This window comes from Bacillus sp. FSL M8-0277 (assembly GCF_037975305.1).
Classification (GTDB): domain Bacteria; phylum Bacillota; class Bacilli; order Bacillales; family Bacillaceae; genus Bacillus; species Bacillus pumilus.
Genome location: NZ_CP150255.1, coordinates 3,162,672 through 3,186,744, shown reverse-complemented (window position 1 = coordinate 3,186,744; position 24,073 = coordinate 3,162,672). Strand labels below are relative to the sequence as shown.

Below are 24,073 nucleotides of genomic sequence, written 5' to 3'. Positions count from 1 at the left end.
CCCGTTCCTAGGAACTGGGCTGTTTTATTATTGTCCTGATGTGCTGGAAGGATTAGTTGTATCACTTGATCCTGTTTCACCAGATTCAGTAGGAAGCTTTAAATGCGTCCGTAATGCATTTTGTACGTTAGCTAGATTGGTTTGATCTGGCTCAAAGTAATACGTTCGATTTGGCCCTAAATAAAGATCCGACCCTTTAATAGAAAGTGTTTCTGTGTCGTCTCCCTTAAACCCGCTGTAGATTTGCTGAAGCGCTAGACCTTCTGTGATACGGAAGTTGGTCGTAATATGATCACTGACTTCTTTAGCGATATTATCCACGTTCGCGATGTTATTTGCCTTCGACATTTGATCAATCATTGCACGTAAAATTTGTTTCTGACGATCATTACGTCCAAAATCACCGCGTGGATCTTGTTTTCTCATCCGTGCGTAAGCAAGTGCTTCTTCCCCGTTTAAATGCATATTGCCTTTTTTGAAATAAATCTTTTTCGATTTTTTCACATCACTTTTTTCATTGAAGTCAAATGGAACATCAATATCAATTCCACCGACTTCATCAATGACATCCTTGAATCCGTCAAAATCAACGGTCGCATATTTATCAATCGGAATATTCAAGAATTGTTCGACAGTTTCGATCGTTTCGTCTTTACCGCCTTTAGCATATGCTGCATTGATCTTTTCTTTACTTCCTGTCGTGTCACTTGCAAGCTGTACGCGTGTGTCACGGGGGATACTAACCATTTTCATCGTTTTGTCTTGAGGGTTAATTGTTGCGACAATAAGTGAATCTGAACGGCCATGATCACCATCTGTGGCATAATCCTCAATTCCGACAAAAAGTACAGAGAAGGGTTTCTTTTTAATATCAATGACCGCATCACGAAGCTTCGATTTCTCTCCGCGGTTTAGTTCGTCATATGTTTTGTCAGCGGCTTGAAGTGTATTGACTATTTTATAGACTGCAAATCCGCCCATGCAGATGATAAGAAGCAAAAATAAAACCAGGATACGTTTGAAAATTTTCTTCTTCTTACTCTTTTTCTTTCGTACACGCACTTTTACTCGTTGTGCCATTCATCTGTCTCCTTTATCGGACCAATGTCCTTTTCTAAATAAATCAGTTCGCCTTCTTTTGTAACACTCTTTCCATTTGTCAGCTCTGTCATCCATTCAATGAACTGCTCTGTTTGTGTTTCTTCTACATACGTCTCAAAAATAACATCTTCTGCATAATGAATTTCTTTTAGCTGAAAAGATGAGGCTCTAAGCTCATTCTCTACCTTTCCAAGCCATGTATAATCTATTGTTGTGTGCATCGTACGCATTAAACAGCGCTCTACCATCCCAACATGGTTGATGGCTTCTGATACAGATTTTCCGTAGGCACGAATCAAACCACCGGCGCCTAGCTTAATACCGCCGAAATAACGAGTGACTACTACGACTGTATCTTTCAGCTTCCGTTTTTTTAACACTTCAAGCATTGGCACACCTGCTGTACCACTTGGTTCACCATCATCATTCGCTTTTTGAATCAGGTCATGTTCTCCAATGAGATAGGCAGAACAATTATGTGTGGCATTCCAATGTTGTTTTTTAATGGATTGTATAAATGCTTGTGCTTCTTCTTCTGAGACAGCACGCTGTATATGACAAATAAAACGTGATTTTTCAATGACGATCTCATGCTCGCCACGACTTTTTACTGTAAGATAGCGATGCAGCAAAAGACATACCCTCCTGAAAAGCAAATTGTAAGACTAGAGAAAATTTGCATTGATTTTAGAATTTTACAGCGTATTTTGTTATGATGATAGGGGTAGAAAAAGGGTCGTCATAAAAACTTCATGATTTATACGCATTCTTTCATTATAATTCGACATAAAATGCAGATCAATGACATTTATAATAAAAAAAGATGACATCACTGTTACGGGAGGGAAAAGCCATGACAACACCTAAAATGGATCCGAAATTATTGGATTCAATCATCATGAAAATGCTTAGTACAGTTGATGGCAGCAAGGACGAAGTATTTAGGATAGGCGAACAGTCCCGTCAACAATATGAAAGCCTTGTAGAAGAGCTGAAGCAAATCAAGCAGCAAGTAAACGAAGTAATTGATTTTGGGGATAAACTAGAAGTCCATACGAGACATGCTAGAAATCGCTTATCTGAGGTCAGCAGAAACTTCAACAAATTTAGCGAAGAAGAAATACGGGAGGCCTACGAAAAAGCACATAATCTGCAAGTGGAACTCACTATGATCCAGCAGCGCGAAAAGCAGCTGAGAGAAAGAAGAGACGATCTGGAAAGACGATTGTTAAGCCTACAAGACGTCATTGAACGCTCTGAAACTCTTGTGAGTCAGATCACAGTTGTTCTCAACTATCTCAATCAGGACTTACGTCAAGTTGGCGTGTTACTTGAAGATGCTCAAGCAAAACAAGATTTTGGACTTAGAATTATTGAAGCCCAAGAAGAAGAACGTAAAAGGGTATCCCGTGAAATTCACGACGGTCCGGCCCAAATGCTGGCAAACGTAATGATGCGTTCCGAATTAATTGAACGTATTTTCAGAGACCGTGGGACAGAAGAAGGCTTTAAAGAAATTAGAAGTCTCAGACAGAATGTGCGAAATGCTCTGTACGAAGTGAGAAGAATCATTTATGATTTAAGACCAATGGCTTTAGATGATTTGGGTCTCATTCCGACGCTAAGAAAATATTTAAACACAATCGAAGAGTATGATGGAAAAACCAAGATCACGTTCCAATGCCTAGGGGATACAGAAAGCGAAAGAATTGCTTCTCAATTTGAAGTGGCACTGTTTAGACTAGCCCAAGAAGCTGTCACAAATTCACTAAAGCATTCCGAAGCTGAAGAAATCTCTGTAAAAGTAGAAGTCACGAAAGACTTTGTTACGTTAATTATCAAAGACGATGGAAAAGGCTTTGATATGAAAGATGTGAAAACAAACAAAAACAAATCCTTCGGTTTACTTGGCATGAAAGAACGCGTAGACTTACTGGAAGGTAAAATGACCATAGACTCAAAAATAGGTCTAGGGACATTCATCATGATTCGCGTGCCATTAACATTGCAAAATAAAATTGTAAAATAGAGACAAAAGACATATTGACCATAAAGTTCAGGTGTAGAACAATAAACATGGGGAGGCGTAGCTTGTGACTAAAGTAAATATTGTAATTATTGATGATCACCAATTATTCCGTGAAGGTGTCAAACGGATTTTAGATTTTGAACCTACTTTTGAAGTAGTTGCAGAAGGAGACGACGGAGACGAAGCTGCACGTATCGTAGAACACTATCATCCGGATGTTGTCATTATGGACATTAATATGCCGAATGTAAATGGTGTAGAGGCTACAAAGCAGCTAGTTGAGCTTTATCCCGAATCAAAAGTCATTATTCTATCTATTCATGATGATGAAAACTATGTGACACATGCATTGAAAACAGGAGCAAGAGGCTACCTGTTAAAAGAAATGGATGCAGACACGCTCATTGAAGCAGTGAAAGTCGTAGCTGACGGAGGATCTTATTTACATCCGAAAGTTACTCATAACTTAGTAAATGAATTCCGACGCCTAGCGACTAGTGGCGTTTCAGCACATCCACAGCATGAAGTATATCCTGAAATTCGCAGACCACTTCATATCTTAACGAGACGTGAGTGCGAAGTACTTCAAATGTTAGCTGACGGAAAGAGCAATAGAGGAATTGGTGAGTCGCTCTTTATTAGTGAGAAAACAGTCAAAAACCACGTGAGTAACATTTTACAAAAAATGAATGTAAACGACCGTACACAAGCTGTTGTTGTAGCAATTAAGAACGGCTGGGTAGAAATGAGATAATATTCCGGACAAGTACTCCTTTTTCGCCTGTTTTTGATTTTCTCACATGTTAATTTGAGAGAAATGATAGGTAGATAAGGAGTCTTTTTCGGATATAACGGGCTTGCCTATTGATTAGGCAGGCTTTTTTGATTACTATTATAAATCTAATGAATAACAATGATCATTCTTTGAAAATAAAAAAGAGCAACTTAACGGATAAGGAAGGTATTTAAGAATGAAAATAGCCGTTGTAACAGACAGTACTGCTTATATACCACAAGAGCTGCGTGATAAACATCATATTCATATGATCCCTCTTAATGTCATCTTTGGCAATGAATCATACCGTGAAGAAATAGAAATGGATTGGAAGACATATTATGAAGAAGTCAAAAAGCATAAAGACCTTCCAACCACCTCTCAGCCTGCTTTCGGTGAACTAATAGAATTATATGAAAAACTAAGTGAAACATATGATGCCGTGATTAGTATTCACCTTTCTAGCGGAATTAGTGGAACATATAATAGTGCAGCCTCAGCAAATGACCTAGTTGACGGAATTGACATTTATCCGTTTGATACAGAAACTAGCTGTATGGCACAAGGTTTTTATGTGATAGAAGCTGCTGAGAAAATCCAAGCTGGTGCTTCTCCAGAAGAAGTGTTAGCCCATCTCAATTACCTGAAAGAGAATCAGAGAGCTTATTTTATGGTAGACGATTTAACTCATTTACAAAGAGGCGGCAGATTAAATGGTGCTCAGGCTTTTATTGGGAGCCTCTTAAAGGTAAAGCCTATACTGCATTTTGACAACAAGCTAATTGTCCCTTTTGAGAAGATTCGTACACGGAAAAAAGCCATTTCACGTATGTTTGAACTATTTGATGAAGATGCATCGCGTGGTGTCCCGATGAGAGCAACAGTGATACATGGTAATAGAGAAGAAGAAGTAGACGATTTGATTGCGCACTTATCAGATAAATATCCTCATGTTGAATTTTATAAAAGTTATTTTGGTGCCGTAATCGGCACTCATCTAGGCGAAGGCTCTTTAGCTCTTGGCTGGCTGATTAGATAAATCCTAAAAACCTCTTTTCTCTTAGAAAAGGGGTTTTGTTTTTCTTTTTTAGCTGTTGGACGAAAGGTCATGTCTTTGCGCATAATAGGCAAACATCAGTTGAAAGGTGTTTGTTGAAATTGAACATGGACAAAGCAATGGAACTAAGGAAGCACCTGGAGTCACGCCACCTGCTTACTGCTGAAACAAGATGCTCACAGTCTGATTTGGATTGGCTGGAGGAGAAAGGGTTAGTTATCCGAACACCTGCTATTGAGAGGAAAGCAAATGGTCTTATTTGCTGCAGATGTGGTGTATCAAAAAATCGGTACTTTGCCCACTCTTCGTGTGACAAGTGTCAAAAAGATTGTGTGTATTGTAGATCATGCATCATGATGGGGAAAACAACGGAATGTGGCTTTCTTTATGAATGGACGGGTCCACAAATGGAAGAAGCATGTCACTCGGAATTAACATGGCAGGGAAACCTGTCTAAAGGACAAAAAAGAGCGTCAGAGAAATTGATCGAAGCGATAAAAAACAAATCTGATCTACTCATCTGGGCAGTTTGCGGGGCAGGGAAAACAGAGGTGCTTTTTCACGGAATAGAATATGCCTTACATCAAGGAATGAGTGTCTGCATTGCGACACCTAGAACTGATGTTGTCCTTGAACTAGAGCCGCGGCTTAAAAAAGCTTTTCAAGGAATGAAAATAGCTGTTCTTTATGGAGGAAGTCCTCAAAGGTTCCAAATAGCACCGTTAGTAATCGCTACAACTCACCAGTTGATGAGATATAAACATGCATTTGATGTGCTCATTATAGATGAAGTCGACGCCTTCCCTTATTCAATCGATGAACGTCTCCAATTTGCTGTTTTAAAGGCAATGAGAAAGAAAGGGGTTAGGGTTTATTTAAGTGCGACGCCGTCTAAGAAAATGATAAGAGATGTATCTCGTGGACAACTAGAAGCCATAAAAATTCCTCTGCGCTTTCACCAACAACCTTTACCGGTCCCATCCTTTCAATGGATTGGACATTGGAAGAAGAAATTTAAAAAGAATCAGCTCCCACCTAAAGTAATGAATTGGATGCAGAAACATATTACAAAAAAGAGAAGGGTTTTACTTTTTGTTCCTTCTATTTCTACTATGAAGAAGGTAACGAAGGTTCTTAGAAAGCACCACTTAAATGTAGAAGGGGTGTCTGCTGATGATCCAGATAGGAAACAAAAGGTCCAGCAATTCAGAGATTACAAATACGATGTACTAGTTACAACCACAATTCTAGAAAGAGGTGTAACCATTTCAAATGTGCAAGTGGGGGTACTAGGTGCAGAATCTACTATCTTTACAGAAAGTGCACTTGTTCAGATTTCTGGTAGAGCAGGTAGACATCCCGATTTTTTTAAAGGAGATGTTTTCTTTTTTCATTTTGGTTTAACGAGAAGTATGAAACAAGCAATGAAGCATATTGTAAAAATGAATGATACAGCTGAAAAAGAGTTCTCCGAAAAATAATGTAGGTTCAACTAAATTTCATGGTACATTTATATTCACAATACACAAATGGCAGGAGAGACAAATATGCTACTCAATGCAAAAGAAACACTACTCAAGGAAATCCTCTATCAATATCTCAACCAATTAAACATGATTTGTCACTGTGAAAAGTGTATAGAAGATGTATTAGCGATTTCACTAAATCAAGTGAAGCCTCAGTATATAACAGATATCGATAAAATATCTTACAGTAAATCTGAGATGGTGGACAAACAGAAGAATACGGCCATGCTGGTCATTCTGACAGAAGCCGCCTCAAAGGTCTCCACATTTCCAAGATGCGAAAATCGTCTGCCGATAAATAAGGATAACAATTGATCTGCCTCATTTGTGAGGGACATTTTGTCGCTTCTTTTACATGGAAATCATTACTTCTATTAAATGATGATCGTCTATGTATAGCATGTAAGCATCACCTAGAAAAAATTCAACGCCCGATTTGTCCAGCCTGCGGGAGAGCACAGTCGAACGATCAATTATGTCAAGACTGTTCCATGTGGAAAGAACGCCCTGATTCTACTACAGTACTTGTGAAAAATAGGTCTGTCTATGCTTACAACGATTTGATGAAAGATGTCCTTTCCCGCTTTAAATTTCGAGGTGATACAGCTTTAGCTGAGCTTTTTAAACAAGATGTCCGAGCAGTATTTAAGCGCTCTTTTTCAATGAAAGAACCTGTGCTGATCCCGATTCCTTTAAGTAAAGAAAGACTAAAGGAAAGAGGGTTTAATCAGTCCGTCATACTTGCTTCCTTGATTGGTGAGCCGATCCTTCAGCCGCTTGTGAAAATACATCAAAGCAAACAGTCCAAGAAAAAGAAAAATGAACGTTTATATCAAAAAGGAATGTTTCAAATCAAGCAGACAGATGCGATCGTTCAAAGGGATGTTATCTTAATTGACGACATTTATACAACAGGGGCCACCATTTATGATGCGGCGAGAATTTTAAAAGAAGCAGGTGCCAAAAGTGTTTCCTCTTTTACGTTGATCCGTAGTTAAAATTCAGGATAATTAACCGATAATAAGAAGAGAAAATAACGTAAGGGGTTTTGGTTATGAATCAATTGGCAAACTGCCCGCAATGTAATCAGCTGTTTTTAAAAACGACCATCCAAACGGTTTGTAACAAATGCTTTGAAGAAGAAGAACGTTCTTTTGATATCGTTTATAAATTCTTGCGAAAGCAAAGTAATAGACAATCAACCATTGCTGAAATAGTAGATGCAACAGAAGTTGATGAAGAATTAATCTTGAAATTTATCCGTTTGAAAAGACTTCAAATTAGCCAATTTCCGAATATCAACTATCCTTGTGAAAGATGTGGCCAACCGATCAGAAAAAACAAGCTGTGCAGTCAATGTGAACAGGACATTCAGTCACAAATGAGTCAAATGAACCAAGAAGAAGAGCGTAAAAGGGAGATTGAATCTAGGAAAAAAGACACCTATTATGCCATTAATCCTAAAAACGATTGATTCCCTAAACTAAGTTGCAGTTTGGTCGATAAAATGGATAGAATCAAGACAGACTGTAACGGAAAGCGAGAGGAATCCCGTGAAAATTAATCGATATGGAACACAACCAGTAAATCCTTACAAGAAAACATATGAGAAACAAACGTTGCAATCAAATCAAGCAAAATCAACTGATAAAGTCGAAATTTCTAAAAAGGCAATCGAAATGCAAAAGGTGCCGAATATCATGAAAGAACGCCAAGATAAAATAGACCAAATTAAAAAAAGCATTGAAGCCGGAACATATCAAGTAGATACAAAGGGCATTGCTGATAAAATGCTGAATTTTTATAAACAACAATAACAAAAGGGAGTAGCGTGAATGTCAGTTAAAATAATCATTGAAGAGCTGCATCGTCTCTATGGATTGCATGAACAGCTTTTGAAGCTGTCGAAAGATAAAACAGAAATGCTGAAAAGTAATGAGATTGATGCTCTTTCAGAGGTTCTGAATTTAGAGCAAAAATATATTCAGGCCATTTCTCAATTAGAAGAAAAAAGAATTGAAGCGACAGTTCAATTTTTACAAAATGATGAACCGCCAACCATCACAGCGTGTATCGAAAAGGCTGAAGGTTCGGATCAAGAAGAGCTCATTTCGTTATATGACAAATTAAAAGACATCATGGTGGAACTGAAAGATGTAAATGAACTGAACAAACAGCTCATTCAGCAGTCGCTTCAATTTATTTCACTGACATTCGATCTCGTTAACCCTAATAAAGAAAATATGAATTACGGACAAAATGGTCTTGAGAGTTCAAAGCCTAAACAGCAGAGGGCTTTGTTTGATTCAAAGGCGTAAACAAGGAGGATACCAATGGGTTCTACATTCATGGGACTAGAAACGGCAAAAAGAGGAATCACAGCCCAGCGTGCAGGGCTTTATGTCACATCAAACAACGTCTCCAATGCAAATACAGATGGCTACTCAAGACAAAGAGTTACCTTTAAAGCAGATAATCCTTATCCAGTCATTTCAGTTTATGACGGCAAGACGTATGGCCAAATGGGGACAGGAGTTCAAGTTGGAACCGTTGAAAGAATTCGAGACAGCTTTTTAGATCTGCAATTCAGAGATCATAACAATAACTTGTCCTACTACTCAACAAAATCTGATGCCCTTTCGCAAATGGAGGGAGTCATGAATGATTTGACGGATGAAGGCTTAAACAGAGCTTTTGATAACCTTTGGAAATCATTGCAGGTCCTATCCGAAACCAAAAATGCTGATACAGCGTCTGCGCGTACAGTTGTTAAAACAAGTGCACAGGCTTTAGTAGATCAATTCCGTCTACTTAATTCTTCTTTAACAACGATACAGAAGAATTTAAAAACAGAACTCGATTCAACAGCCAAAAATGTGAACACGATTTTATCTCAAATAGATGAAGTGAACAAACAAATTGCAGCAGTTGAACCAAACGGGTATCTTCCAAATGATCTATATGATACGCGTGATGCGTTGGTAGATCAATTATCTTCACTCGTTGATATTAAAGTGAGCTACAATCCATCTGGCGGGAATGCACTCAAAATTGCAGAAGGAACTGTCAACATCGACATTATCGGTGCAAATGGACAATCTGCTGGAACGATTTTGAATGGTATTACGAACGAAAAATCTGAACTGCAAATCTCCTATGATAATACAACGGGACTTGTTAACTCACTTCAATTCGGAACAACAACCATTGCAGCAGATCAGCTTCAAGTGAATGGTAAAGTAAAAGCACTTGTTGAGGCTTATGGCTACATGTCAAATGGTGCTGAAAAAGGCATGTATCCAGACATGCTTGCAGAGCTTGATGAAGTAGCACAAGTCTTCATGGATACATTTAATGATGTGCATAAGCAGGGGTACACATTAAATGGCACAAGTGGACAAGACTTTTTTGATATCGAGAATAATAATGATCTGAATAAAGGTTTAGCTGCTCGTATCAAAGTGAGTGATGTTATTTTAGCATCAACAGATAATATTGCAGCATCTCTCAATCAAACAAAAGGTGACGGTTCGAATGCTACGAAATTAGCTGGTATTCAAGACTTAAAGGTACCAATCGGCGGCAATACAACGACGATCCAGGATTACTACCAAAATGTCATTGCTGAGATGGGGATTCAAGGGAAAAAGAACATAACGCTAGAAAGCAGTTCAGCCGCTCTTGTCAATTCAGCCAATGAGCGTAGAATGTCAACGAGTGCTGTTTCCATTGATGAAGAAATGACGAATATGATCCAATTTCAGCATGCATATAATGCAGCTGCGAGAGTTGTGACATTACAAGATGAAATATTGGATAAAGTAATAAACGGCATGGGTGTCGTAGGAAGGTAGGTATAACTGATGCGAGTCACACAAGGTATGATTTCTCAAAACTCACTTCGTAATATTAGTAAAAGTTATGAAAAACTTTCTAAAATAAATGAGCAAGCACAAACAGGGAGACGTTTCACAAAAACGTCTGATGATCCCGTTGCAGCAGTAAAAAGCCTTCAATATAGCACAGCAATGTTTCGAAATGATCAATATCAAAAAAACTTAAATGAAGCACAGAACTGGATTGATACATCTGAAACAAGTGTCACTGAAATCATTGATATTATGTCAAATGTACGAGATAAAGTGCTTGATGCGGCTAATGGAACAAAGCAGCCAGAAGATTTAGCAGCTGTCGGCGTGGAAATTGGTCAGATGAAGAAACAAATCATTGACGCGATGAACACTCAGATGTTAGGTAAGTTCGTATTTAATGGAACAAATACAAATGTCAAACCAGTTGTTGAGAACGCAGATGGTACGTTTACGTTTAACTTTGAAAACTATACAGATGCAAATTCTGTTAAGTCGAACATTTCTGATGGTATCACTTTAAATGTGAACTCGAATCCAATTTCAGCGTTTGGTGGACAGACTGCCAGCGGTCAAAATGTCATTGAAATGCTGACGGATTTAGAAAACTCATTGAAAAATGGAACGTTCGCAAATTCTGATGATGCGTTAGGAAGTATCGATCAGTTTAAAGAAGTGATGAGTGCTGAGCGCTCGGACTTAGGAGCCCGTTCAAATCGTGTTGACTTAGTAGGCAGTCGCTTGACTTCACAATTCGAAGTACTGAAAAATGCCAAATCAGATAATGAAGATGTAGAAAGTGAAAAAGCAATTATTGATCTTCTTCAACAAGAGGTTGTGAATAGAGCTGCTTTAGCAACGACGGCTAAAGTTATTCAGCCATCCCTTGTCGATTTCTTAAGATAATAAAAAGCATCCGTTGGGTGCTTTTTTGCATCATGGAGGTGTACCTATATGCAAATCCCTAGATTGTTAATGCAACAAACCTATGCAAAGCTGCAAATGTCGACAACTCCTTCTCGGCAAGAAGTAGAGCAGCCAAGAGCAGACCTTGAGATTCAGCAGCCCAGAGCCGTCATGAATATGACAAGGACACCGTCAAAATTAACAATAGATCAAACCGAAGCATTTGCCGATATGGATATCAAGTCAATTTTTAGGCGTTCTGAAGAATGGGCAGCTGAGGGGAAACGTGCTGTTGGAGAGGGAATGGGCCGAAGAGCGGAAGAAGGCAGTGAACTCATCAAGATCGAGAATGGTGGGAATGCAATTGCCGAGTTTGCCAAAATCAATGGCACTCCTCCAGCCAAACAATTCAATATTGGTGTGATCCCTTCATTCTTTAGTGTGAAAATTCACTATCAGCCATCTGAGCTTCAAATTGAAGTGGAGCCTCAAAAAGCTATTATAGAGGCAACGCCTCATAAACCAATCGTTAACTATCAGCCAGGTAAGGTCAATATTGATATGTTACAATACCCAGATTTAAAAATAGAAGTTGACGAAACGGGCCAAAATGGTGATAAGGTATAGTTAAGAAAAATGAAAAAGGTCGTGAATTATGATCATTCAAACAAAATACCATGGTGAAGTGACAATCAAAGAGGAGCAAATCATCAACTTCTCTAATGGAATACCAGGATTTCTGGATCAAAAACAGTTTGTCATTTTACCTTTATCAGAAGAGTCTCCATTTTTAGTTCTTCAATCATTGAAAAATGCAGAGTTAGGCTTTATTGTCAGCAGTCCGTTTTTATTCTTTAATCAATATGAATTCGATCTAGACGAAACGGTCGTAGATATTCTAGAAGTAGAAGATGCCAATGATGTGGAAGTTATGGTGATTTTAACAATGGAATCTTCTATTGAAAAAACGACAGCCAATTTAAGAGCGCCTATTATTGTGAACCGGAAAAACATGAAAGCCAAGCAGGTGATTTTGCATGATTCAGCCTATCATACAAAACATTTGTTAGAGGTGGCATCCTCATGTTAGTTCTCTCGCGTAAATTAAACCAGTCGATTCAAATTGGCGATGATATTGAAATCAAGATTATTTCGATCGAAGGCGATCAAGTGAAAATCGGGATTGAAGCTCCTAAGCACATTGATATTCACAGGAAAGAAGTGTACCTGTCTATTCAAGAAGAGAACAGTCGTGCTGCGAGTTTATCCGTAGATCTCCTCTCTCAATTATCCTCACAAAAAAAGTGAGGATTTTTTTATCTGATTCAGCTATCCTTCTCCACGTTTCTGTTTGGATGTTCACCATCTATATGAAACTTTAACAAATCGGTCCATCTATATTTAATTTGAAAATTCCAAGCCGATATAAAAGGTAGATTAAAGCACAGGAGCTGAATAACTATGTCTGTTGGTAAGTTGACATCGCTAGAGCCAATTATCGATGCATTTCAAACCCGTGTTTCTAATAACCAGAATGACAATGCAAACTCTGATTTACAAGCAAATGGCAAGGTCGTTTCAAAAGAAGAAATTGAAAAAACGCTTCAAGGAGCAAACAAGCTCATTGAACCCACTCAATTTCATCTGCAATTTGAATTACATGAAAAACTCAATGAATATTATGTCAAAGTCGTAGATAACCAAACAGAAGAAGTCATTAGAGAGATTCCTTCCAAGGAATGGCTTGATTTCTATGCGGCAATGACAGAAATTGTCGGTTTATTTGTAGATAAAAGAATGTAAGTGAAGGGAGAACATAAAAAATGGTCAATCGAATTACTGGATTTTCAAATGTGTTTGATATTGATGAAATCGTATCAAAGCTAATGAAAACTGAGCAAGCACCACTTGATAAAATGACACGCCAGAAACAAACACTTGAATGGCAAAGAGACAGCTATCGCGAGGTCAATTCGAAGATTAAAGAATTAGATGATTTGATCAATAGTTTAAACTTAACGCGTCCAACTACATATGGCGCCAAAAAAGTGACAAGCTCAAATGAATCTGCTGTCACAGCAACTGGATCAACAAATGCTGCCTCTGGCTCAATCAATGTCACCCAACTAGCGACAGCTTCTGTCTTCAAATCGTCTGGTACTTCTGGTTTTACACCTGCAAATGGCACGTTTACATTCGAGGTGACGACACCAGATTCGACAAAACCGAAAACGGTGACGATCAATACTGCTGATACCGATACAATTGATGACATCGTGAAAAAGCTGAACAACTCGCAATTAGGTGTGACAGCTTACAAAGGACAGATCTTTGATGGAACGAACTACGTGGATACAATCGCTCTTACTTCTCGGACAACAGGTGAAGGTGTCAGCATTAAAGCAGCTGATGGTAATTCAGCTTCATTCTTCACTCAATTAGGATTCCAAGTAGATGGAGATAACAAATTAGTTGCGACCACTCAAGGACAAAAAGCGCAATACGAGATTAATGGCCTAAAAATGGAAAATAACAACAATATATTTGAGCAGGCTGGTATTACGTACGAGCTTAAAGGGACAACCGATCAGCCTGTCAGCTTAAACGTTTCAACAGATGTGGATGCAATCTTTGATAAAATTAAACAATTTGTTGATAAATACAATGAGCTCGTTGAGCAAATTAATGGTAAAGTCAATGAAAAGAAAAACAGAGACTATCAACCATTAACGGCTGAAGAGAAAAAAGGGATGTCTGAAAAAGAAATAGAGCTATGGGAAACGACCGCGAAGTCTGGCTTGCTGAGAAGTGATTCCATTTTACGAGCTGGTGCCTCTAAAATAAGAAGTGATTTATATGCTAATATTACGACAAGTGATGCGAATAAAATTCAGCTCACACAAATTGGTATTGAGACATCATCCAAGTATAAAGATGGTGGAAAGCTGGAATTTAGTAAGGATCTTAATGGAGTAGAGAAATTAAGAAAAGCCATTGAAGAAGACCCGGAGAAAGTCAGACAAATGTTCATCTCGGGTAGTTTAAATGTGGATTCAAAAGATAAAGACAAAGCACAGCAACAATATCAAGAACAAGGAATCATTTATCGTGTCAAAAATTCCTTAACTGCCTTCACGAAGAGCATTCAAACAAAGGCGGGAAGCACAACGATGGAATTAAAGGAATACGGACTTGGTAAGGACCTTGATTCTTTAACAAAACGAATGGATACATTCCAAGATCGTTTAAAAATGGTGGAAACCCGCTACTACAAAAAGTTTAGCGCCATGGATAGCGCGATTCAAAAGCTAAACAACCAATCTGGCTATCTTTCTCAACTGCTTGGACAATAATTGGAGGTTTATAACATATGGCAATTCAGAACCCTTATGCCGCCTATCAAAAAAATTCTATTGAGACTGCAACACCTGCCGAGTTGACGCTTATGCTTTATGAAGGCTGCTTAAAGTTCATTAGACTCGCGAAGTATGCCATTCAAAAAGAGGATGCAGAAACGAGAAATGTGAACCTGAAAAAGGCTCAAAACATCATTCAAGAATTAAATGTCACCTTAAATCGTTCTTATGACGTATCAAATAGTATGGCAAGTATGTATGATTACATTTATCGCAGACTGATTGAAGCCAATCTTCAAAATGACGAAGAGATGTTGAATGAAGTAGAGCAATACGTAACTGATTTTCGTGATGCGTGGAAGGAAGTTATTCAAACCGATCGAAAAGGGCGTCACCACTCTATCGGGGGATCTCTATGAGTATTGTGGACCAGCTGCATGACCAAACATTAAAAATGGCAGCCGAAATAACGGCAAATCCGCAAAGTGACACCTTGGTTGAAGACTTTGATGCCTTTTTAATTGAGAGAGACGAATTAATGAGAGATATTCAGCATGAGCTGACGGATCAAGAAAAAGAAAAAATCAAAGAAATCATCCAAACAGATCAACAGATGGCGAAGCAATTAACTGTGATCCAAAATGGGATCAAAGCAGATATTCAAGCCATTCAAAAAAAGAAAACGAAACAGCTGAATTATCAAAATCCATACCAGCCTATGACGAGTGACGGCGTATATTACGATAAACGGAAATAATTAGGTGAGACCTGTGGCGTATCGTTCAGATGACTATATTTTATTAACCACATATTATGAACTTCTATTTACGATAGAAGAGAGTCTAAAATATTTAGATGAAATTGAGAAGGATTTTGCTAAAACAGAAGGGGATCGGATCTTTAATGATCTGATCCATGCCTTCTTTCATTTAGAGACAACACATCCCCTTCTGCTTTCAATTATAGAAAATGAGCACTTTGCCAAAACGATTCGTTCGTTTGATCAAATTTTTTTAAGTTTTGATATACTAGCTTTCTATACATTCCCTTCAATACACTTCCAATCATTCCTTAAAGCATATTTTATACCTGAATATAGAAAGTGGATGGATGAAATACATGCCTGTATGAGGCCGTATGTCATTCATTAATTTTTGTTCAATTCAGACTTTCGGAGGAAATTATGAGACTAAAAAATCAATTTTTGTTTGGGCTTATTGTCATATGTGTATTGTTTGTCAGTATTTTAGGATTCTCAAGCTTTATCTATTACAAAACAGATCAATCCTATAAGACGCTTCTTAGCAAAGAAGTAAAGCTTTATCAAACCTCACTGGAATTAGAGGCGCTTTTGCAAAAACAGGAAGCACAAATTAAAACATATGTTGTCGTGCAAGATGCTGAAAATTTACAGAAAATTGAGCAAACATATGAAGAGATTAATAAGAAAACAACGGAAGCTACAAAAATGAGCTCTGTCAAACAAGCAAAAAATCTATTAGATCAAATCTCAGAAAAGAATTATCTCTACTACACCTCAACGAACCGACTATTTAATTCATTGAATATGCAAAATCAAAAAGAATTCAACACACGCCTCAATCAAGAATTACAACCTATCGAACAAGAAATACATACCTTTACAAAAGAATTTGCTCAAACCCAGTTGAAGCAACGTGACCAAAAAATCAATCAGCTCAACCAAGACAGTAATCAATTACTATTTACTCTCATTCTAGTTAGTGCGGTCATTATTGTTGGCTTTTTGTTGATTGGGACAAGATTTGTTTATCGTATGACAAAGCCGATTGTGTCTGTCACAAATGCTGCGAGAAGGATGGCAGATGGTGACCTTACACTTGAAGAGATTGAAGTGACCTCTAAAAATGAGATTGGTCAACTCGGTACTGCTTTTAATCAAATGACAAAGCATTTGCGTCAGCTCATTTTACAGGTGCAACATGGATCAAGACAATTAGCTGATTCTGCTGCTCAGTTTGAGGAAACGATTCATCAAACCATATCGGCCAGTGAGCAGACATCTAGCTCGATTGAACAGGTCAGTGAAGCTTCACGTGAACAATCAAACGCGGTCGGAAAAGTAGCTTCTGCCATTCAAGAAGTCTCGACTGGTATGCAAAATGCAGCTGAACACACATCCGATGTTTCGGGTCACTCAATTTCAGTGACTGAAAAGGCTGAAGAGGGTGCAGCGCTTATTCAGCAATTCGTAAAACAAATGAGCTCTATCAAAGCGTCTGTGAACGAGCACCATTCCACAATGGCTCATGTACAAGCCCAGTTTACAGGCATTGAAGATTTGTTAGGTCATATCCATGCCATCGCTGATCAAACGAATTTGCTTGCTTTAAATGCTGCTATTGAAGCGGCAAGAGCAGGAGAGCATGGGAGAGGCTTTGCGGTGGTAGCAGATGAAGTGAGGAAACTGGCGGAAGAATCTAGTCAGCTGACAGATCAAATTAGTCAATTGCTCGCGAACGTGAACAAAGATACTGAAAAATCATCACATTCGATGACAAAGGTTGAGCAGGATGTAGCAGAAGGTGTGAAAGTATCGCAATTGTCAGAACAGAGCTTTCATGAAATCCTGGAATCTATTCGTGATATTTCGATGAAAGCAGAGGAACTTTCAGCTACTGCAGAGGAGATTTCAGCTAGTACAGAGGAAATATCTCAGACGGTTGGGGTCATTGAAGAAGGAGCCAAACGCAATTCAGAAGAGACGGAGTACATGTCTGCGGCTGTAGAAGAATCATTGGCAGCAAATGAAGAAATGAAAGCAGCGGCGGAGGATTTAAAAACCTTATCTCAATCGCTGAAAACATCAATATCATCTTTCACCATTTAAATGTGCGCTGGTCTTTTTCAAGAATGAGCCGAATATATATTCATCACCTATCAAGTAACAATTGATGCACCGCAAAATTCGACAAATTTCAATAAAAATTCACATTTTTTTTACGTTTGAGCAGGAGAAAAGGAGGGAAAAGTAGAAATAGGTTTACATATCCTTAATTTTAAAGGAGGCGTTCTTTACATGAATTACAATGTCAGAGGAGAAAACATCGACGTAACACCTGCACTAAGAGATCATGTCGAGAAAAAAATTGGAAAGCTGGAGCGTTATTTTGAGACAGACGTAGATGCTTCAGTCAACGTGAACTTGAAGTTTTACAATGATCAAGAATCTAAAGTTGAGGTTACCATTCCAATGACTGATCTAGCACTTCGAGCTGAGGTGCATAATGAAGATATGTACAATGCAGTAGACCTAGCAGCCAGTAAATTAGAACGTCAAATTCGAAAACACAAAACAAAAGTAAACCGTAAATTCCGCGAACAAGGTGCCAAAAAGCACTTATTTGCTGGAGGAAATGGGACGGCTGACGTAGCTGTTCAAGATGACGAAGAAATTGATGAAACAGAAATCGTCAGACAAAAACGTTTCAATTTAAAACCGATGGATAGCGAAGAGGCCATCCTTCAAATGAACATGTTAGGTCATAGTTTCTTCGTCTTCACAAATGCTGAGACAAATTTGACCAATGTGGTCTATCGCCGAAATGATGGAAAATATGGACTGATTGAGCCGAACGCTTAATCTGATCTAAAAACAACCTAAAAAAAGTAAACCCGTTCCCTCCATGAGGGGCGGGTTTTTTGTGCGAAATCATTGCAAATTCTTTGGAAATGAAGGAAGGTATGGTATGATAAATGCAGGTAAATATGGACCTGTCAATCTTTTGGACATGCCGAAAAATTGCATGAAATAGAGGAGCGTTATTATATGCTTGGAATCTTAAACAAAGTGTTTGATCCTACGAAACGTACGATCAGCAAATATGAAAAAAAAGCAAATGAAATTGAAGCTCTTGCTCAAGATTTTGAGAAATTATCTGACGAGGCTTTACGAAATAAAACGAACGAATTTAAAGAAAAACTTGAAAAAGGACAATCCGTGGATGACCTGTTGGTTGAAGCATTTGCAACGGTTCGCGAGGCATCACGCCGCGTGACAGGAATGTTCCCATTTAAGGTGCAGCTCATGGGGGGGATCGCGCTTCATGAAGGCAACATCTCTGAGATGAAAACAGGTGAAGGTAAAACGTTGACTTCAACAATGCCTGTTTATCTAAATGCTCTTTCTGGAAAAGGCGTCCACATTGTGACAGTCAACGAATATTTGGCAAGCCGTGATGCAGAGGAAATGGGCAAGATTTTTGAGTTTCTTGGCTTAACGGTTGGCTTAAACTTAAACAGCTTAGACAAAGATGAAAAAAGAGAAGCATATGCTGCTGATATTACGTATTCTACAAACAATGAACTTGGCTTTGACTATTTACGAGATAACATGGTGCTTTACAAAGAGCAAATGGTTCAAAGACCGCTTCATTATGCCGTGATTGATGAGGTTGACTCCATCTTAGTTGATGAAGCGAGAACACCTCTTATTATTTCTGGACAAGCTGCGAAATCTACAAAGCTTTACGTACAAGCCAATGCATTTGTTCGTACATTAAAAATAGAAGATGATTTCACATACGATATTAAAACAAAAAGTGTACAGCTGACAGAAAGTGGAATGACCAAGGCGGAAAAAGCATTCGGCATCGAAAACTTATTTGATGTCAAACATGTCGCACTGAACCATCACATCGCCCAGGCGCTAAAGGCACATGTTGCGATGCAAAAAGATGTGGATTATGTCGTTGAAGAAGGTCAAGTCGTTATTGTTGACTCGTTCACAGGACGTCTAATGAAAGGACGCCGTTATAGTGAAGGTCTGCATCAAGCCATTGAGGCAAAAGAAGGTCTCGAAGTGCAGAACGAAAGTATGACCCTTGCAACGATTACATTCCAGAACTACTTCCGCATGTATGAAAAGCTTTCTGGTATGACGGGTACAGCGAAAACGGAAGAAGAAGAATTCCGTAACATTTACAACATGCAGGTTGTGACAATCCCGACCAATCAACCAGTGGTTCGTGATGACAGACCTGATTTAATTTACCGCACAATGGAAGGTAAATTTAAAGCAGTGGCTGAAGATGTTGCGCAGCGCTATATGACAGGGCAGCCAGTGCTTGTCGGAACAGTAGCGGTTGAGACGTCTGAGCTTATTTCTAAGCTGCTTAAAAATAAAGGGATTCCTCATCAAGTGTTAAATGCGAAAAACCATGAGCGTGAGGCACAAATTATTGAAGAGGCTGGTCAAAAGGGTGCCGTCACCATTGCGACCAACATGGCAGGACGTGGTACGGACATCAAGCTTGGCGAAGGCGTCAAAGAGCTTGGCGGTCTAGCTGTAATTGGGACAGAGCGTCATGAATCACGACGTATTGATAACCAGCTGCGTGGACGTTCTGGTCGTCAAGGAGACCCAGGGATTACCCAATTCTATCTCTCCATGGAAGATGAATTGATGCGCCGATTTGGTGCAGAGCGTACGATGGCCATGCTTGACCGCTTTGGCATGGATGACACTACGCCTATCCAAAGTAAAATGGTGTCTAAAGCCGTTGAATCATCTCAAAAACGCGTTGAGGGGAACAACTTTGATTCCCGTAAACAGCTTCTGCAATATGACGATGTGCTTCGTCAGCAGCGTGAAGTGATTTACAAGCAGCGCTTTGAAGTCATTGATTCTGATAACTTAAAATCGATTGTGATCAATATGATTCAGTCTTCAATTGAGCGCGCTGTTGGTTCTTATACGCCGAAAGAAGAGCTTCCAGAAGAGTGGAAACTAGATGGTCTTGTTGAATTAATCAACACGAACTATTTAGATGAAGGAGCCATTTCGGTCAAGGATGTTTACGGTAAAGAAGCAGATGAAATCACTTCCTTCATTATGGATCGTATTAAAGAAAAATACGATGCAAAAGAAGAAACATATGGCGACGAACAAATGCGAGAATTTGAAAAAGTCATCGTTCTTCGTGCGGTGGATTCAAAGTGGATGGATCATATCGATGCAATGGATCAACTGCGTCAAGGGATTCATTTACGTGCGTATGCACAAACAAATCCGCTTCGTGAGTATCAAATGGAAGGATTTGCGATGTTTGAGCACATGGTCGCTTCAATCGAAGATGATGTGGCCAAATATGTTTTGAAATCAGAAATCCAAAACAACTTAGAACGTGAAGAAGTCGTTCAAGGTCAAACAACAGCTCATCAGCCTCAAGAGGGTGATGAGGAGAAGACAGTGAAAAAGAAGCCGGTACGTAAAGTCGTAGACATTGGTCGAAACTCACCATGTCACTGCGGAAGCGGCAAGAAATATAAAAATTGTCATGGGAAGACAGAATAAGTAATGGAAAGAGGTGAAAACCTCTTTCTATTCATGTCAGCCCTACATCTATGAGGTGAAGGATATGGAATTAGTAGAAATTAGACAAGAGCTTGAAAATATGGCTAGCAGGCTAGCTGATTTTAGGGGGTCTCTTTGACCTCGAAACAAAAGAAGCCAAAATTGCAGAACTTGAAGCGACCATGTCAGAGGCTGATTTTTGGAATGATCAGCAAAAGGCACAAGGCGTCATCAATGAAGCCAATGCACTAAAGGATAATGTGAATTCATACCATGAGCTCAGTGAATCTCATGAAGAGCTGCAAATGACACATGACCTGTTAAAGGAAGATTATGACGAGGAGCTTCATGTAGAGCTTGAGAAAGAGCTGAAGAACTTAACTAAGCAATTTAACGACTTTGAACTGCAGCTTCTCTTAAGTGAACCATATGATAAAAACAATGCCATCCTTGAGCTTCACCCAGGCGCAGGCGGTACTGAATCACAGGACTGGGGTTCTATGCTTCTGAGAATGTATACTCGCTGGGCAGAGCGCAGAGGCTTTAAGGTTGAAACGCTTGATTACCTTCCTGGTGATGAAGCAGGAATTAAGTCTGTGACATTGCTCATCAAAGGGCATAACGCATATGGATACTTAAAGGCAGAAAAAGGGGTCCATCGTTTGGTTCGTATTTCTCCTTTTGATTCATCTGGCCGTAGACATACTTCTTTCGTTTCCTGTGATGTCATGCCTGAGTTCAATGAAGAAATCGATATTGATATTCGAACAGAAGATATCAAAGTGGATACGTATCGAGCAAGCGGTGCAGGTGGACAGCACGTCAATACGACTGACTCTGCCGTTCGTATCACACACATTCCAACCAATGTCGTGGTGACATGCCAAACAGAAAGATCACAAATCAAAAACAGAGAACGTGCGATGAAAATGCTGAAATCGAAACTTTATCAAAGACGGATCGAAGAACAGCAGGCTGAATTGGATGAAATTAGAGGAGAGCAGAAAGAAATTGGCTGGGGAAGCCAAATTCGCTCTTATGTATTCCATCCGTATTCTCTTGTGAAAGACCATCGAACCAATACGGAGATGGGAAATGTTCAAGCGGTCATGGATGGAGATTTAGATTCATTTATCGATGCTTACTTACGTTCGAAATTATCATAAAAACTCGGCTTCTTGCCGGGTTTTTTTTATTGTGAGAAAATATAATGAATATAAAGGAATACATACGCCATACTGACTCTATATCCTTTGTATGATGAAATTAGCAAATAAAGGGGGAAATATTTTGGGATTAACAACATTACAAGAGACGTGGGATTTAGATGCCTTTTTTAAAGGAGGCAGCGCTTCACCAGAATTTAAAACATACTTGCAACACATTCAGCAGCTATTAGATGAATTACGACAAAAGGTCGATGCCTTTTCAAAAGAAGATACACACATTGAGAATAGGTTAACGTCTGTCCTTGACACGTATGAAACCACGTATAAAAAACTGTCTCAAGCAGGTTCATTTGTTTCCTGTCTTCAATCTCAAAATACAAAGGATATGAAGGCTAGCAGTCTTCGAGGTACGATTGCTAAGCTGGAAGCTGATTTAGGTACCATTCTTGCGCTGTTTGATCAGGCGCTTGCTGCCATCTCTCCTGGAAAATGGGAGGATCTCATGAATTCAGAGGCCTTTTCAGATGTTCGCTACATATTAAATGAACGCAGAGAACGCGTGAAGGATCAATTGCCTGTTGAACAAGAAACATTGATTCAAAAGCTAGCCGTAGATGGCTACCATGCATGGGATGAGCTTTATTCTAGCTTAGTGAATAAGATTACGATTCCATTTGAACAACATGGTGAAACGCAGATGATCTCTGTCGGCCAAGCGGAAAATGCGATGGATGATTCAGACCGTGAAGTCAGAAAGGCTGTTTATCATAACCTAGAGCATGCATGGACGCAGGACGAACATCTATTTGCAAGCACGCTCAATCATTTGGCAGGTTTTCGTTTGCAAGTATATGAAGCAAGAGGCTGGGATCATATCTTAAAAGAGCCGCTTGATATTTGCCGGATGAAACAAGAAACCCTTGATGCCATGTGGTCTGTGATTGATGAACATAAGCAGCCATTCATTGATTATTTACATCGAAAGGCTGACATGCTTGGAGTGAATAAGCTAAGCTGGTTTGATGTTGGGGCTCCTATTGGCAGTGAGACCAAGATCTATCCGTATCAGGAAGCAGCTGCTTTTATTGTGAAGCATTTCGCTGGATTTGGAGAAGAGCTTGCTGCTTTTACAGAAAAGGCCTTTAATGAGCGTTGGGTAGAAGCGGAGGATCGCCCGAACAAACGAGTAGGCGGTTTTTGTACAAATTTCCCTGACAGCGGAGAGTCCCGCATTTTTATGACCTTCTCAGGAAGTCCATCCAATGTGGCGACACTTGCGCATGAGCTTGGTCATTCGTTCCATCAAGAAGTGATGCAGGATGTTCGCATTCTTAATCGCAAATATGCGATGAATGTAGCTGAAACGGCGTCGACATTCGCAGAAATGATTGTGGCTGATGCTTCATTGAAAGAAGCGGCAAATGAAGAGGAGCGCCTCAGCTTGTTAGAGGATAAGCTGCAGCGGAGTGTAGCATTTTTCATGAACATTCAATCTCGTTTCTTATTTGAACAGCGTTTTTATGAAGAGCGTAAACAAGGAGAAGTGCCGGCGGATCGGTTGAATGAGCTGATGGTAGAAGCGCAGAAAGAAGCCTTTGGTGACTCACTAGATGAATACCATCCGCATTTCTGGGCGTCTAAGCTACATTTCCATATCACGGGTGTACCGTTTTATAATTTCCCGTACACATTCGGCTACATGTTCTCACTAGGAATTTATGCAAAGGCCTTGCAGGCTGGTACTTCGTTTGAAGAAAAGTACATTGCATTACTAAAGGATACAGCTTCAATGTCAGTAGAAGATTTGGCCTTTAAGCACTTAGGTGTCGATCTTACCCAAAAAGACTTTTGGGAGGAAGCCATTAGCCTCGCTGTAGCAGACGCTGAAGAGTTTTTAGAAGCGACGAAAAAGTGAAAATGAAATGCCCCTATTACGGAAGCTTTAGATTGT

At 39.3% G+C, this 24,073-nt stretch carries 26 protein-coding genes; 24 read left to right on the top strand and 2 right to left on the bottom strand.

Features of this window, described 5'->3' with window-relative positions:
* Positions 1 to 27 precede the first annotated feature (27 nt).
* Complete coding sequence (locus MKZ05_RS16195) at positions 28 to 1,080, bottom strand: LCP family protein (protein WP_339160560.1); 1,053 nt, start codon at positions 1,078 to 1,080, stop codon at positions 28 to 30.
* Positions 1,065 to 1,733 carry a YigZ family protein gene (locus tag MKZ05_RS16190; RefSeq protein WP_003212936.1) on the bottom strand — a complete coding sequence of 223 codons (669 nt, stop codon included), beginning with the start codon at positions 1,731 to 1,733 and terminating at the stop codon, positions 1,065 to 1,067. The genes MKZ05_RS16195 and MKZ05_RS16190 overlap by 16 nt, the downstream gene beginning before the upstream one ends.
* A 221-nt stretch (positions 1,734 to 1,954) precedes the next feature.
* Between MKZ05_RS16190 and MKZ05_RS16185 the strand changes: the two genes are divergently transcribed.
* From MKZ05_RS16185 to MKZ05_RS16070, 24 genes are all read left to right on the top strand, one after another.
* Positions 1,955 to 3,130, top strand: coding sequence for a sensor histidine kinase (locus MKZ05_RS16185; protein WP_003213166.1), 1,176 nt, complete (start codon positions 1,955 to 1,957; stop codon positions 3,128 to 3,130).
* A 64-nt stretch (positions 3,131 to 3,194) separates the two neighbouring features.
* Complete coding sequence (gene degU, locus MKZ05_RS16180) at positions 3,195 to 3,884, top strand: two-component system response regulator DegU (protein WP_008348273.1); 690 nt, start codon at positions 3,195 to 3,197, stop codon at positions 3,882 to 3,884.
* A 217-nt stretch (positions 3,885 to 4,101) separates the two neighbouring features.
* Positions 4,102 to 4,944 carry a DegV family protein gene (locus MKZ05_RS16175; RefSeq protein ID WP_226804196.1) on the top strand — a complete coding sequence of 281 codons (843 nt, stop codon included), beginning with the start codon at positions 4,102 to 4,104 and terminating at the stop codon, positions 4,942 to 4,944.
* Between the two features lie 374 nt (positions 4,945 to 5,318).
* On the top strand, positions 5,319 to 6,443 hold the full coding sequence (locus MKZ05_RS16170; protein WP_339160557.1) for a DEAD/DEAH box helicase: 1,125 nt from the start codon (positions 5,319 to 5,321) through the stop codon (positions 6,441 to 6,443).
* A 66-nt stretch (positions 6,444 to 6,509) separates the two neighbouring features.
* The gene (locus MKZ05_RS16165; protein ID WP_106066158.1) at positions 6,510 to 6,803 is read left to right on the top strand and encodes a late competence development ComFB family protein; all 294 of its coding nucleotides are present in this window, start codon (positions 6,510 to 6,512) and stop codon (positions 6,801 to 6,803) included.
* Positions 6,800 to 7,486 (top strand): ComF family protein, encoded by a 687-nt coding sequence (locus MKZ05_RS16160; RefSeq protein WP_212045588.1) that lies wholly within the window; start codon positions 6,800 to 6,802, stop codon positions 7,484 to 7,486. The genes MKZ05_RS16165 and MKZ05_RS16160 overlap by 4 nt, the downstream gene beginning before the upstream one ends.
* A gap of 56 nt (positions 7,487 to 7,542) precedes the next feature.
* Positions 7,543 to 7,962, top strand: coding sequence for a TIGR03826 family flagellar region protein (locus MKZ05_RS16155; protein WP_003212865.1), 420 nt, complete (start codon positions 7,543 to 7,545; stop codon positions 7,960 to 7,962).
* Between the two features lie 79 nt (positions 7,963 to 8,041).
* Positions 8,042 to 8,305: a flagellar biosynthesis anti-sigma factor FlgM gene (flgM, locus tag MKZ05_RS16150; protein WP_003213252.1), complete on the top strand. Its 264-nt coding sequence runs from the start codon at positions 8,042 to 8,044 to the stop codon at positions 8,303 to 8,305.
* Between the two features lie 18 nt (positions 8,306 to 8,323).
* Positions 8,324 to 8,806, top strand: coding sequence for a flagellar protein FlgN (locus MKZ05_RS16145; protein ID WP_050944342.1), 483 nt, complete (start codon positions 8,324 to 8,326; stop codon positions 8,804 to 8,806).
* Positions 8,807 to 8,821: 15 nt separating this feature from the next.
* The gene (gene flgK, locus MKZ05_RS16140; RefSeq protein WP_003213544.1) at positions 8,822 to 10,342 is read left to right on the top strand and encodes a flagellar hook-associated protein FlgK; all 1,521 of its coding nucleotides are present in this window, start codon (positions 8,822 to 8,824) and stop codon (positions 10,340 to 10,342) included.
* 9 nt (positions 10,343 to 10,351) lie between these two features.
* The gene (gene flgL / locus MKZ05_RS16135; protein WP_106030071.1) at positions 10,352 to 11,263 is read left to right on the top strand and encodes a flagellar hook-associated protein FlgL; all 912 of its coding nucleotides are present in this window, start codon (positions 10,352 to 10,354) and stop codon (positions 11,261 to 11,263) included.
* A gap of 48 nt (positions 11,264 to 11,311) precedes the next feature.
* Positions 11,312 to 11,890 (top strand): DUF6470 family protein, encoded by a 579-nt coding sequence (locus MKZ05_RS16130; protein ID WP_003213106.1) that lies wholly within the window; start codon positions 11,312 to 11,314, stop codon positions 11,888 to 11,890.
* Between the two features lie 28 nt (positions 11,891 to 11,918).
* The gene (gene fliW, locus MKZ05_RS16125; RefSeq protein ID WP_044139341.1) at positions 11,919 to 12,353 is read left to right on the top strand and encodes a flagellar assembly protein FliW; all 435 of its coding nucleotides are present in this window, start codon (positions 11,919 to 11,921) and stop codon (positions 12,351 to 12,353) included.
* Positions 12,347 to 12,571: a carbon storage regulator CsrA gene (gene csrA, locus MKZ05_RS16120; protein ID WP_144523407.1), complete on the top strand. Its 225-nt coding sequence runs from the start codon at positions 12,347 to 12,349 to the stop codon at positions 12,569 to 12,571. The genes fliW and csrA overlap by 7 nt, the downstream gene beginning before the upstream one ends.
* Before the next feature lie 153 nt (positions 12,572 to 12,724).
* Entirely contained in the window at positions 12,725 to 13,066 is a 342-nt protein-coding gene (gene flaG, locus MKZ05_RS16115) for a flagellar protein FlaG (protein ID WP_003213002.1), read from the top strand.
* Between the two features lie 20 nt (positions 13,067 to 13,086).
* Positions 13,087 to 14,616: a flagellar hook-associated protein 2 gene (locus tag MKZ05_RS16110; RefSeq protein ID WP_339160552.1), complete on the top strand. Its 1,530-nt coding sequence runs from the start codon at positions 13,087 to 13,089 to the stop codon at positions 14,614 to 14,616.
* A 17-nt stretch (positions 14,617 to 14,633) separates the two neighbouring features.
* The gene (gene fliS, locus MKZ05_RS16105; protein WP_003212886.1) at positions 14,634 to 15,038 is read left to right on the top strand and encodes a flagellar export chaperone FliS; all 405 of its coding nucleotides are present in this window, start codon (positions 14,634 to 14,636) and stop codon (positions 15,036 to 15,038) included.
* Positions 15,035 to 15,376 carry a flagella biosynthesis regulatory protein FliT gene (gene fliT / locus MKZ05_RS16100; RefSeq protein ID WP_003212921.1) on the top strand — a complete coding sequence of 114 codons (342 nt, stop codon included), beginning with the start codon at positions 15,035 to 15,037 and terminating at the stop codon, positions 15,374 to 15,376. Before fliS ends, fliT begins: the two co-directional genes overlap by 4 nt.
* 13 nt (positions 15,377 to 15,389) lie before the next feature.
* Positions 15,390 to 15,770 carry a hypothetical protein gene (locus MKZ05_RS16095; protein WP_003213093.1) on the top strand — a complete coding sequence of 127 codons (381 nt, stop codon included), beginning with the start codon at positions 15,390 to 15,392 and terminating at the stop codon, positions 15,768 to 15,770.
* Positions 15,771 to 15,802: 32 nt separating this feature from the next.
* On the top strand, positions 15,803 to 17,488 hold the full coding sequence (locus MKZ05_RS16090) for a methyl-accepting chemotaxis protein (RefSeq protein ID WP_003213333.1): 1,686 nt from the start codon (positions 15,803 to 15,805) through the stop codon (positions 17,486 to 17,488).
* Positions 17,489 to 17,677: 189 nt separating this feature from the next.
* Positions 17,678 to 18,241: a ribosome-associated translation inhibitor RaiA gene (gene raiA / locus MKZ05_RS16085; RefSeq protein ID WP_003213481.1), complete on the top strand. Its 564-nt coding sequence runs from the start codon at positions 17,678 to 17,680 to the stop codon at positions 18,239 to 18,241.
* Between the two features lie 186 nt (positions 18,242 to 18,427).
* Entirely contained in the window at positions 18,428 to 20,953 is a 2,526-nt protein-coding gene (gene secA / locus MKZ05_RS16080) for a preprotein translocase subunit SecA (protein WP_003213679.1), read from the top strand.
* 64 nt (positions 20,954 to 21,017) lie between these two features.
* Positions 21,018 to 22,119 (top strand): peptide chain release factor 2 gene (gene prfB, locus MKZ05_RS16075; RefSeq protein WP_106030063.1). Its coding sequence is split into 2 segments (ribosomal slippage): positions 21,018 to 21,089 and positions 21,091 to 22,119, totalling 1,101 coding nucleotides; the frame shifts between segments, so codons are not numbered across the junction.
* A 124-nt stretch (positions 22,120 to 22,243) separates the two neighbouring features.
* Positions 22,244 to 24,037, top strand: coding sequence for a M3 family oligoendopeptidase (locus MKZ05_RS16070; protein ID WP_339160549.1), 1,794 nt, complete (start codon positions 22,244 to 22,246; stop codon positions 24,035 to 24,037).
* Positions 24,038 to 24,073 lie beyond the last annotated feature (36 nt).

Excerpts from the sequence above, each read along its gene's own strand:
- MKZ05_RS16195 (WP_339160560.1), bottom strand. The coding sequence starts at position 1,080 with ATGGCACAACGAGTAAAAGTGCGTGTACGAAAGAAAAAGAGTAAGAAG.
- MKZ05_RS16185 (WP_003213166.1), top strand. The coding sequence starts at position 1,955 with ATGACAACACCTAAAATGGATCCGAAATTATTGGATTCAATCATCATG.
- MKZ05_RS16175 (WP_226804196.1), top strand. The coding sequence starts at position 4,102 with ATGAAAATAGCCGTTGTAACAGACAGTACTGCTTATATACCACAAGAG.
- MKZ05_RS16170 (WP_339160557.1), top strand. The coding sequence starts at position 5,319 with ATGGGGAAAACAACGGAATGTGGCTTTCTTTATGAATGGACGGGTCCA.
- MKZ05_RS16165 (WP_106066158.1), top strand. The coding sequence starts at position 6,510 with ATGCTACTCAATGCAAAAGAAACACTACTCAAGGAAATCCTCTATCAA.
- MKZ05_RS16155 (WP_003212865.1), top strand. The coding sequence starts at position 7,543 with ATGAATCAATTGGCAAACTGCCCGCAATGTAATCAGCTGTTTTTAAAA.
- MKZ05_RS16145 (WP_050944342.1), top strand. The coding sequence starts at position 8,324 with ATGTCAGTTAAAATAATCATTGAAGAGCTGCATCGTCTCTATGGATTG.
- flgK (WP_003213544.1), top strand. The coding sequence starts at position 8,822 with ATGGGTTCTACATTCATGGGACTAGAAACGGCAAAAAGAGGAATCACA.
- flgL (WP_106030071.1), top strand. The coding sequence starts at position 10,352 with ATGCGAGTCACACAAGGTATGATTTCTCAAAACTCACTTCGTAATATT.
- MKZ05_RS16130 (WP_003213106.1), top strand. The coding sequence starts at position 11,312 with ATGCAAATCCCTAGATTGTTAATGCAACAAACCTATGCAAAGCTGCAA.
- fliW (WP_044139341.1), top strand. The coding sequence starts at position 11,919 with ATGATCATTCAAACAAAATACCATGGTGAAGTGACAATCAAAGAGGAG.
- csrA (WP_144523407.1), top strand. The coding sequence starts at position 12,347 with ATGTTAGTTCTCTCGCGTAAATTAAACCAGTCGATTCAAATTGGCGAT.
- flaG (WP_003213002.1), top strand. The coding sequence starts at position 12,725 with ATGTCTGTTGGTAAGTTGACATCGCTAGAGCCAATTATCGATGCATTT.
- MKZ05_RS16110 (WP_339160552.1), top strand. The coding sequence starts at position 13,087 with ATGGTCAATCGAATTACTGGATTTTCAAATGTGTTTGATATTGATGAA.
- fliS (WP_003212886.1), top strand. The coding sequence starts at position 14,634 with ATGGCAATTCAGAACCCTTATGCCGCCTATCAAAAAAATTCTATTGAG.
- fliT (WP_003212921.1), top strand. The coding sequence starts at position 15,035 with ATGAGTATTGTGGACCAGCTGCATGACCAAACATTAAAAATGGCAGCC.
- MKZ05_RS16090 (WP_003213333.1), top strand. The coding sequence starts at position 15,803 with ATGAGACTAAAAAATCAATTTTTGTTTGGGCTTATTGTCATATGTGTA.
- raiA (WP_003213481.1), top strand. The coding sequence starts at position 17,678 with ATGAATTACAATGTCAGAGGAGAAAACATCGACGTAACACCTGCACTA.
- secA (WP_003213679.1), top strand. The coding sequence starts at position 18,428 with ATGCTTGGAATCTTAAACAAAGTGTTTGATCCTACGAAACGTACGATC.